A 10012-nucleotide genomic window follows, 5' to 3' on the forward strand; every position below is an offset into this window, starting at 1 on the left:
CCGTCCCCCTCGTCCGAGGACGCCGCCCCGTCCCTCGCGGTCGACGACGCCGCCCCGGCCGCCTCCGGGGCGGCGTCGTCATCCGTGGGGTCCAGCAGGGGACGCGCTCACCGGCCCCGCAGTGCCGTGGCGGTCGTGAGGGCCACGAGCAGCATGGCGGCCACACCCAGTCCCGAGAAGCCCACGGCGGCGAGCACGGGACCGGCGAGGGCCCCGCCGGCCGCGCCGCACAGGTTCATCACGAGGTCCGAGGTGCCCTGCAGCCCGGGCCGGTCGTGGGCCGCCACGGACTCGGTGACCATGGTGGAACCGGCCACGGTGGAGGCGGACCAGCCGAGCCCCAGCAGGATCAGGGCGGCGAGCACGAACCCGTGCTGCTCCGAGCCCAGCCATGTGAGCAGCAGCGCCGCCACGAGAAGCCCCTGCCCCAGCAGCACCGTGCTCACGCGCCCGATGGTGTCCGCGAGCCACCCGAACACCGGCGAGAGCGCGTACATCCCGGCCACGTGCAGGGAGATGGTCAGGCCCACCACGGACAACGTGGCGCCGTGGCTGGTCAGGTGCACCGGGGTCATGGACATCACGCTCACCATCACCGCGTGGGACAGCGCGACCACCAGCACGGCTCGCCGCGCGGCGGGCACGGTGCGCAGCAGGGTGAACCCGCCCGCGGGGTCCGGCCTGTTCGCCACGGACCCGCCCCGGGCCAGGGCCACGGCCAGAGGGTCCGGACGCAGCCCCACGAAGTAGACACCGGCACCCAGGCACTGCGCGCACAGGGCGATCACGAACCCGCCCGTGAACGGCGGCAGCCCCAGTGCGCGGCCAATCGCCTCGCCGGGACCGAAGAGGTTGGGGCCCACCACGGCTCCCACGGTGGTGGACCACACCACCAGGGAGAGGTCCCGCGCCCGTGTGCGGGGGGCGGCCGCGTCCGTGGCCGCGAAGCGGGACTGCAGGTTCAGGGCGGTGCCCGCACCCAGCAGCCCCATGCCCACGAGCAGCGCCGGGAGCACGTGCAAGGTCGCGGCCACCACGATGACGGCAGCCCCCAGGACCGCCACGAGGGCCCCGGTGGTCAGCGACACCCGGCGGCCCCGGCGCTGCGCGAGCCGCGCCAGCGGGATGGCCAACAGCGCGGCACCCAGGGTGTTCATGGTGGACGCCATGCCGGACAGGGCACTGTTGCCGGAGACCTCCGTGATCAGCAGCGCCCCCAGGGCCAGCGTGGCACCGGTGCCGAGCCCGCCCAGGATCTGCCCCAGCGCGAGCACGGTCAGCACCCGGCGCTGGAATCCCGGTCCGGGGTCCTGCCGCTCGGCGCTCGCGGCCCGCGTGGTGGCACTCATGACCGCATCATCGCGGACGACGCCGCCGCGCGCCACCGTGCCGCCCGCACCGGGCCCGCCCGTGCCGCCCGCATCGGGCCCAGCGTGGCAGAGGGCGCAGCGTGCGGGCGCCCGGACGGCGTGTGGGTGCTGAGGCCGCGTGCGGGGGAGACCCGCACCCCCGCCAGGGGCGGACGGACGGACAAGATTCGGCGCGTGGCGTGCGGGGCCGGACTGGCGGCGTCGTCGTTGCACGGCCCCGAGCCCGCCCGCATAGGCTGGGGCGCATGAGACAGCCCGGCGACATCTCGTTCCGTACGCGCAAGTGGGTCAAGCCCGAGGACCTCAACGCCAACGGCACCCTGTTCGGGGGTTCGCTGCTGCGGTGGATCGACGAGGAGGCCGCGATCTACGCGATCGTGCAGCTGGGCAACCGGCGGGCGGTCACCAAGTACATGTCGGAGATCGAGTTCGTGTCCTCCGCCGTGGAGGGGGACCTCATCGAGATGGGCCTCACCGCCACCCGGTTCGGGCGCACGTCCCTGACCATGCGCGCGCAGGTGCGCAACATGATCACGCGCGAGCTGATCCTGAGCATCGACAAGATCGTGTTCGTGAGCCTGGACGAGAACGGCGAGCCTGTGCCGCACGGCTACACGGAGATCACCTACGACCGTGACCGCATTCCCGCACCCACCAGCCCGAGGAGGCCGCAACCGTGAACCAGCTGACAGCGCAGAGGATCACCCCGTCCTGGATGCACCACGCCGAGGGGCCGTGCTGGAGCCGGACGTGGGGCGGGCTGGCCTGGGTGGACATGCTCGCCGGGGACGTCATGACGTTCACCCCGGAGGACCAGCCGCGCCGGCAGCACGTGGGGGACGTGGCCGCGTGCGTGCGTCCTCGAGCGGGCGGCGGGCAGATCGTCGCCGTGGAACGGGGGATCGTCCTCACGGATGCCACCGGAACGGTGGAGCGCGAGATCGGCCTGTGGGACACCCCGGACATCCGCATGAACGAGGGCGGTGTGGCCCCGGACGGCTCCTTCTACGTGGGCTCCATGGCGTATGACCAGGCCGAGGGCGCCGCCACCCTGTACCGCGTGGCCACGGACCTCAGCTGGGAGCCCGTGCTCGAGGGCGTGAGCATCTCCAACGGGATCGCGTGGTCCCCGGACGGCACGCTGGCCTACTACAACGACACCCCCACCCACGAGGTCTCCGTGTTCGACTGGAGCGCTGAGGGAGGGCTGCGCAACCGCCGCACGTTCGTGGCTCCCGTGCTGGACGAGCACGCGGCCGCGGCCGCCACGGACCCGGAGGAGACCTACGAGCCGGGCAGCGTCTCCGTGAGCCCGGACGGTCTCACCGTGGACTCCGAGGGCGCCGTGTGGGTGGCCCTCAACGGCGCGGGCCAGGTGCACCGCTACCTCCCGGACGGCACCCTGGACACCGTGGTCACGGTGGGCGCCAAGCAGACCACCGCGTGCACCCTGGGCGGCGAGGACCTGCGCACGCTCTACATCACGACGTCGCGCGAGAACCTCCCGGACCACGTCCAGCCCACTGCGGGCTCGCTCTACGCCGTGCGGGTGGCCGTCCCCGGGCAGGTCACCGCGGCGTTCGGGGGCTGAGCCCCCTGTCACGTGCCCCGCGGCTCGGCGGGGCAGTGTGGCGCCGGGCGACGGGAGGGCGGCGGTTCCGAGCTGTCATCCCGGTGCCGGGTCTCCCAGCCGCACCGTGTGGGGTGCCCCGCTCGAGACGGCGCCCCGAATGACGAAGCGCCCGGTGCCACGTGGATCGTGGCACCGGGCGCTTCGTCCGTTCCGTCCGGTCCTGCGGAGCTGCCCGTGGGACCGGTCCCCGCTCAGCCGGCCGTGAGCAGACCCGCTCCGGGGATCGCCGCCAGCAGCTGGCGGGTGTACTCCGTCTGGGGATTCTCGAACACGGAGTCGGTGGAACCCCGCTCGACCAGTGACCCCTTCTGCATGACGCACACGTTGTCCGCGATCTGGCGGACCACCGCGAGGTCGTGCGTGATGAACAGGTACGTGAGACCCAGCTCGTGCTGCAGCTCGGCCAGCAGGTTGAGGATCTGCGCCTGCACCAGCACGTCCAGTGCGGAGACGGCCTCGTCGCAGACCACGAGCTCCGGGTTGAGCGCGAGGGCGCGGGCGATCGCCACGCGCTGGCGCTGGCCACCCGAGAGCTCGTTGGGGTACCGGGCGAGCATGGACTGGGGCAGGGAGACCTGGTCCATGAGCTCCCGGACCTTGTTCTCCCGTTCCTTGGACGTCCCCACGCCGTGGACCTTCAGCGGCTCCTCGATCGTGCGGTAGATGTTGTACATCGGGTCCAGGGAACCGTAGGGGTCCTGGAAGATCGGCTGCACCCGGCGCCGGAAGGCGAACATCTCCTTGCCCTTGAGCCGCGCCACGTCCTGGCCGTCGAAGACGATCGACCCGGAGGTGATCGGCTCCAGGCCGAGCATCATCTTGGCCACGGTGGACTTGCCGGAACCGGATTCACCCACCACCGCGGTGGTGGTGCCGCGGGGAATGTCGAAGGACACCTTGTCCACCGCCGTGAAGTCCTCGGACCGGCCCCAGGACCCGCGCAGCTTGTAGACCTTCGTCAGATCCTTGACCTGGACGAAGTCCTGCCTCAGCGCGGTCTGCATGGCCGTCTGCGGGTGCTCCGCGAGCAGGTCTTCGGACTCCTCCCCGCGGGTGCGGGCCACCTCGATGCGCCGGGATGCCAGCGAGGGCGCGGAGTCCACGAGCTTCTGGGTGTAGGGGTGGCGCGGGTTGCGCAGCAGCTGCAGCGCCGGACCCGCCTCCACCACGCGGCCCTTGTACATCACCACGACCTTCTGGGCGCGCTCCGCGGCGAGGCCCAGGTCGTGGGTGATCAGCAGCACCGCAGTGCCCAGCTTGTCGGTCATGGTCTGGAGGTGGTCCAGGATGGTGCGCTGCACCGTGACGTCCAGGGCCGAGGTGGGCTCGTCCGCGATCAGCAGCCGCGGCTGGCACGAGAGCCCGATCGAGATCAGGGCTCGCTGGCGCATGCCACCGGAGAACTCGTGCGGGTACTGCTTCGCGCGCTTCTCCGCGTCCGGCAGACCGGCCTGGCTCAGCACCCGGGCGACGTCCTCGTCCTTCGCTGGCAGCCCGTTGGCCTTGAGCGTCTCCCGGACCTGGAAGCCCACCTTCCACACGGGGTTGAGGTTGGACATCGGATCCTGCGGGACCATGCCGATCTGGCTGCCGCGCAGCTTGACCTTGCGCTTCTCGCTGGCGTGCGTGATGTCCTCGCCGTCGAAGATGATCTGACCCGAGTTCACGCGGCCGTTGGCGGGCAGCAACCCGATCGCGGCCAGGGCCGACGTGGACTTGCCCGAGCCGGACTCACCCACGATGGCCACGGTCTCCCCGGGCATCACGGTGAAGTTCGAGTCCTCGACGGCCTGCACCTCGCCCGTGGCGGTGGTGAACGCGATCCCGAGATCGCGGACCTCCAGCAGGGGACGGTTCTTCTCCTCAGACATGTTCATCACTTCTTCCGGGCCTTGGGATCCAGCGCGTCACGCAGCGCGTCCCCGAGCATGATGAAGCTCAGGACGGTCAGCGAGAGTGCCAGGCCGGGCCAAAATACGGGCATCGGGTTCGAGCGGAAGGCGTCCTTCGCGTCCGAGATGTCGTTGCCCCAGCTCATGGTGCTGGCCGGGAGGCCGATGCCGAGGTAGGACAGGGTGGACTCGGCCACGATGAACGTGCCCAGCGAGATCGTGGCGATCACGATCACCGGTGCCATGGCGTTCGGGATGATGTGGCGCACCAGGATGCCGAACGAGGAGACGCCCAGGGAGCGGGCGCTGACCACGTAGTCCGCGTTGCGCACCTCGACCACCGCCCCGCGCATGATGCGCGCGATCTGTGGCCAGCCGAAGAGCACCAGCACTACCACCAGGGTCCAGACCCCGCGGTTGGCCTTGAAGAACGGCAGCTGCATGACCACAAGTGCCCCCAGGATCAGGGGCAGGGCGAAGAAGATGTCACCCAGTCGCGCGAGGATCGCGTCGAGCCAGCCGCCGAAGTAGCCGGCCAGGGCACCGATGATGCCGCCGATGATGACCACACCGATGGTCGTGAACAGGCCCACCATCAGCGAGGCCCGGGTTCCGGCGATCACGCGCGAGTACACGTCGCAGCCCTGGGCGGTGAAGCCCATGGGGTGCCCCGGGGTGGCCTTGCCGTTGGAGTTCTCGAGCAGGCACTGGGTCGAGGCCGCGGAGGGGTCTTCGGTCCAGAACAGCTGCGGGAAGAGGGCCACCACGATCACCAGGACGATCAGCAGCGCCGCGATGATGAAGGTGGGCTTCTTCCGCAGCTGCCGCCAGGCATCGCGCCACAGGCTCACGGGCGCGCCCTCGGCCGAGCGGGAGTCCGTGGCCGCCACGGGAGTCTGCGCGACGTCCGCGACGAAGTGCTCCATCATGACGCCGGTGCTCAGCCCACCCAGGTCCTTCTGGTGGGAGCCGGCCGGGGCGTCGGCGGTCTCCCGGATCTCCCGGGCGGCGGCCTCGTGGGAACGGGCCTCGGGGTTCAGGTCCCGGCCCGCGGAGTCGTTGTTCTCGAAGTTGTTCTCAGGCATAACGGATCCTCGGGTCGAGCCAGGCGTAGAGGAGGTCAACCAGCAGATTGGCCACGCAGAAGATGATGACCATCACGGACACCACGGAGACGACCATGGGTGCGTCCCCGAGGGTCAGGGCCTTGTACAGCTGATTGCCGATGCCGGGGACGTTGAAGATGCCCTCGGTGACGATCGCGCCGCCCATCAGAGCTCCCAGGTCCATGCCCAGGAAGGTGGCCACGGGGATCATCGAGTTGCGCAGGATGTGCACCCGGATCACACGGCCGCGGGTCAGGCCCTTGGCCGTTGCGGTGCGCACGTAGTCCGCGCTGGCGTTCTCCGCCACGGCGGTGCGGGTCAGGCGCAGCACCTGGGCGAAGGAGACCAGGCCCAGCACGATGCCCGGCAGGATCAGGTCGCTCCAGTCCGCGGCGCCGGAGACCGTGGGTTTCGCGAGCCCCCACTTGACGCCCACGAAGTACTGCATCACGAAGCCGAGCACGAAGATCGGGACGGCGATGACCACGAGGGAGAGCACCAGGACGGTCGAGTCGAACCAGCCGCCCTTCTTCAGCCCGGCGTACAGGCCGAAGGTGATGCCGAAGATCGCCTCGAAGACCAGCGCGATGATCGCGAGTCGGACGGTCGCCGGGAACGCGTCCGCGAGCACCTCACTGATCTCGCGTCCGGAGAAGTTCACGCCCAGGTCACCGGTCAGCAGACCGCCGATGTAGCTGAAGTACTGGACGAAGAACGGGTCGTTCAGGTGGTACTGCTCGGTCAGCGCGGCGGCGACACCGGGCGTGCAGCCCTTGTCCCCGCACAGCGCGTCCAGCGGATCACCGGGGGTCATGAAGACCAGGAAGTAGACCAGCAGCGTGGCTCCGAAGAACACGGGGATCAGCTGCAGAAGTCTTTTGACCAGATACCAGGCCAAGAGTCGCTCCTCTCTGGAACACGGGGACAGGGAGGCGCCAAAGTCACGCGCCTCCCTGCTCCGTGTGCTTTAGGGGGTCAGAAGATCAGTTCGCGGTCTTCTCGACCTTGTAGTACTCGGGAACGCCGTCCCAGCCGGTGCCCACGCCCGAGACGTTCTCGGACCACGCGGTGTTGGCCTGGTTGTACCAGAGCGGGATCGAGGGGAGGTCCTCAAGCAGCATGGAATCGGCCTCCTGGAACTTCTTCACCCCGTCCTCGGTGCTCTTGGCCTCGAGACCCTCGTTCAGCTTGGCCTCGAACTCCGGGTTGTCGTAGCGGGAGTCGTTGGAGGATGCGCCCTTGGAGAAGGTGGGGCCCATGAAGTTGTACATGGACGGGTAGTCGGCCTGCCAGCCTGAGCGGGTGGCGCCGGTCAGCTTCCCGGCCTTGGCGTCCGTGCGCAGCTCCTTGAAGGTGGAGTAGGACTTGCCCTCCACCTCGATGCCCAGGTTGTTCTTGATCTGGTTGGCGACCGCGTCAACCCACTCCTTGTGTCCGCCGGCATCGGCGTTGTAGGCGATGGTCAGCTTCTGGGACTTGTTGTAGGGCTGGATCTTCTCGGCCTTGGCCCAGAGCTCCTTGGCCTTCTCCGCGTCGAACTTGGTGTTCTCCGAGTTCGGCAGGTCCTCCTGGTAGCCCTCGATGGTGGGGGCGGTGAAGTCGGTGGCGGGCAGGCGCGTCTCGTTGAAGATCACCTTGGTGATCTCTTCACGGTTGATGGACATGGAGAGGGCCTGGCGGCGCAGCTTGCCGGCCTCGCCCTTCCAGTTGTCCTGGTACTCCGGAACGGCGATGGTCTGGATGCCGGCGTAGGGCTTGTCGGAGTAGCGGTCGCCCAGGTCGGACTTGTAGTTGCCCAGTGCCCCGGTGGGCACCTGCTGCAGCACGTCCAGGTTGTTGGAGATCAGGTCCTGGTAGGCCGTGTCCGGGTTCTGGTAGAGCTTGAAGGTGATGCCGCCGTTCTTGGCGGCCTCCGGGCCCTTGTAGTCCTCGTTCTTCACCAGCTCGATGGTGGAGTTGTGCTGCCAGGCGCCGTCCTTGGCCATCTTGTACGGGCCGTAGCCCACGGGGTTCTCGCCGAAGGCCTTCATGTCCTTGAAGGCGGAGGAGGGCATCGGGGCGAAGGCGGTGTAACCCAGGCGCTGCTCGAAGTCCGACTGCGGGGAGACCAGCTTGACGGTGAAGGTGGTGTCGTCCACGACCTTCAGCCCGGACATCTTGTCGTCCTTGCTGCCCTCGGCGGAGACCTTCTCGTAGCCCTCGATCGGCTCGAAGAAGCTCGAGGTGCCCTGGGCGTTCTTGGCCGCGGCGCCGTAGTTCCAGGAGTCCACGAAGCTCTGGGCAGTGATGGCCTCACCGTTGGTGAACTTCATGTCCGGCTTGATCTTGATGGTCCAGGTCTGCTTGTCCTCGGACTCGATGGACTCGGCGAGGTCGTTCTGGGTCTTGCCCTCGGAGTCGTAGGTCACCAGGCCGTTGAAGATCTGCTGGACGACCACGCCACCGCCGGTCTCGGTGGTGTTGGTGGGAACCAGCGGGTTCTGGGGCTCCACGGAGTCCGCGGTGATGATCGCGTTGCCGTCGCCGGCCTCGCCGGAGCTGTTGGAGTCGCCGCCGCCGCCGCAGGCGGTCAGGGCCAGGGTCGCAGCTGCGGCGACACCGAGAGTTTTGGAAATGCGGGAGATGCGCATCTCGCCTCCTCGAAAGCGAAATAGAACAAGACGAGAGCCGATGAAACCAGCTTCCGGGAGTACGGATGGATGTGCCGACGTCCGGTGGTCAGGTTGCCGATCTTGTGGCTCGGAACACTCGGAAGTATAGCCCAGGTCACTCGCCACGCGGGACGTTCCAGGGGGTTCGCACCCCACGGGTGTCGCGGCCGTGCCCCCCGGCCCGGCGCCCAGGCTGGACGGGGCGCGACGGATCCGCGCGCGGCCCCGGCGTGTCGGGCCACCGCGCGCGTCCCGCACCTGCCGCGGCGGCGTGGCGGGAGCAGGGTCGCGGCAGGGCGCGGATGGGTCGAGAGCACCGCTGCTGAGGTCAGGGCTCCTCACCCACTCCTCGCGGGGCGGGGGCAGGCAGAAGGTGTCACGCGGCCGGGGTCCGGTGCGCGCCGGAGCCGGCCGTGCGGCGTCGTGCTCCCGTGCGACTCCGTCTCATTGCCGCTAGTCTCGTGCCAGAAGACCCATGGTGCTGCCGAGGAGGCCCAGATGAGCGAGACGCACGGAGCGGGGGTGGATGTGGTCACGCGCTCCATCCGCATGCTGGCGGATCACGGGTACACGGAGACCACCGTGGAGCAGCTTGCCCAGGCGGCGGGCATCAGCCGGGCCACGTTCTTCCGCAAGTACGGCAGCAAGGAGGACATGGTCTTCGCGGACCACGCCGCCACCCTGCAGCAGCTGGAGCTGCTGCTGCGCCGCCCGGGGCAGTCGCTCCAGGCCGGCCTCACGGAGGGCGCACAGCTGGTGTTCCGCCACCACCTCGACCACCGGGACCGCGCTGTGGCTCGGCACGACCTGCTGCAGCGCGTGGAATCCCTCCGGGACCGGGAGATCGCCATGTCCTCCCGCTACGAACGCGTCTTTCACGCGTTCCTGCGCCGGGTGCTGCCCCAGTCCCCGGACCGCAGAGTCACCGCGGTGGCGCTCGCCGCGGCCACGGTGGCGGTGCACAACGCCTGCCTGCGCACCTGGCTGCGTGCTCCCCGCCCGGCGCACGGCGAGCAGCTGGTGGGGGTCCTGAGTCAGCGGATCGCGTGGCTGTGCGGTGTGTTCGGGGTGGGTCGTGCCTTCGTGGCGCATCCCGTGGACCTCACCTTCCTGCCGCCGGATCTCACCGTGCGGTTCGACGACGCCGCGGCGCCGCCACCCCCGGCACCGGCGCCGGTCGTCGTGGTCGTGCCGCAGGGCGAGGACCCGGCCGCCGTGGCCGAGCGCACCGCGCGCTCGGTCTACGAGGCCCTGGGCGGACAGTCCGCAGGGTGGGCGAACCCCGGGACCGCGTAGCCCAGGTCGACCGGCCACCCCACGGGTGGCTCTCCCACGTTGTGAGGGGCGGGGTGTCGGGGTG

The 10012-nt window shown here is 69.5% G+C and carries 8 protein-coding genes; 3 read left to right on the forward strand and 5 right to left on the reverse strand.

What is annotated here, in order from left to right:
* Positions 1 to 107: 107 nt before the first annotated feature.
* On the reverse strand, positions 108 to 1349 hold the full coding sequence (locus D9R02_RS09830) for an MFS transporter (RefSeq protein ID WP_224764842.1): 1242 nt from the start codon (positions 1347 to 1349) through the stop codon (positions 108 to 110).
* Positions 1350 to 1615: 266 nt separating this feature from the next.
* Here D9R02_RS09830 and D9R02_RS09835 point away from each other — a divergent pair, with 266 nt between their 5' ends.
* Positions 1616 to 2050, forward strand: a complete 435-nt coding sequence (locus tag D9R02_RS09835) for an acyl-CoA thioesterase (protein ID WP_082142091.1) — start codon at positions 1616 to 1618, stop codon at positions 2048 to 2050.
* A complete protein-coding gene (locus D9R02_RS09840; protein WP_121566830.1) occupies positions 2047 to 2961 on the forward strand; it encodes an SMP-30/gluconolactonase/LRE family protein in 915 nt (304 codons plus the stop codon). Before D9R02_RS09835 ends, D9R02_RS09840 begins: the two co-directional genes overlap by 4 nt.
* A gap of 233 nt (positions 2962 to 3194) precedes the next feature.
* On the opposite strand, the gene D9R02_RS09845 is transcribed toward D9R02_RS09840, so the two are convergent.
* From D9R02_RS09845 to D9R02_RS09860, 4 genes are all read right to left on the reverse strand, one after another.
* Entirely contained in the window at positions 3195 to 4874 is a 1680-nt protein-coding gene (locus tag D9R02_RS09845; protein WP_396389376.1) for a dipeptide ABC transporter ATP-binding protein, read from the reverse strand.
* Between the two features lie 5 nt (positions 4875 to 4879).
* Positions 4880 to 5980 carry an ABC transporter permease gene (locus D9R02_RS09850; protein ID WP_019310765.1) on the reverse strand — a complete coding sequence of 367 codons (1101 nt, stop codon included), beginning with the start codon at positions 5978 to 5980 and terminating at the stop codon, positions 4880 to 4882.
* A complete protein-coding gene (locus D9R02_RS09855; protein ID WP_019310764.1) occupies positions 5973 to 6899 on the reverse strand; it encodes an ABC transporter permease in 927 nt (308 codons plus the stop codon). The genes D9R02_RS09850 and D9R02_RS09855 overlap by 8 nt, the downstream gene beginning before the upstream one ends.
* Positions 6900 to 6984: 85 nt before the next feature.
* The gene (locus D9R02_RS09860) at positions 6985 to 8631 is read right to left on the reverse strand and encodes a peptide ABC transporter substrate-binding protein (RefSeq protein ID WP_059281581.1); all 1647 of its coding nucleotides are present in this window, start codon (positions 8629 to 8631) and stop codon (positions 6985 to 6987) included.
* 519 nt (positions 8632 to 9150) lie between these two features.
* On the opposite strand from D9R02_RS09860, the gene D9R02_RS12115 reads away from it, so the two are divergent.
* Positions 9151 to 9948, forward strand: a complete 798-nt coding sequence (locus D9R02_RS12115; RefSeq protein WP_019310762.1) for a TetR/AcrR family transcriptional regulator — start codon at positions 9151 to 9153, stop codon at positions 9946 to 9948.
* The last annotated feature ends 64 nt before the right edge of the window (positions 9949 to 10012 follow it).

The organism is Kocuria rhizophila (genome assembly GCF_003667225.1).
GTDB lineage: Bacteria > Actinomycetota > Actinomycetes > Actinomycetales > Micrococcaceae > Kocuria > Kocuria rhizophila.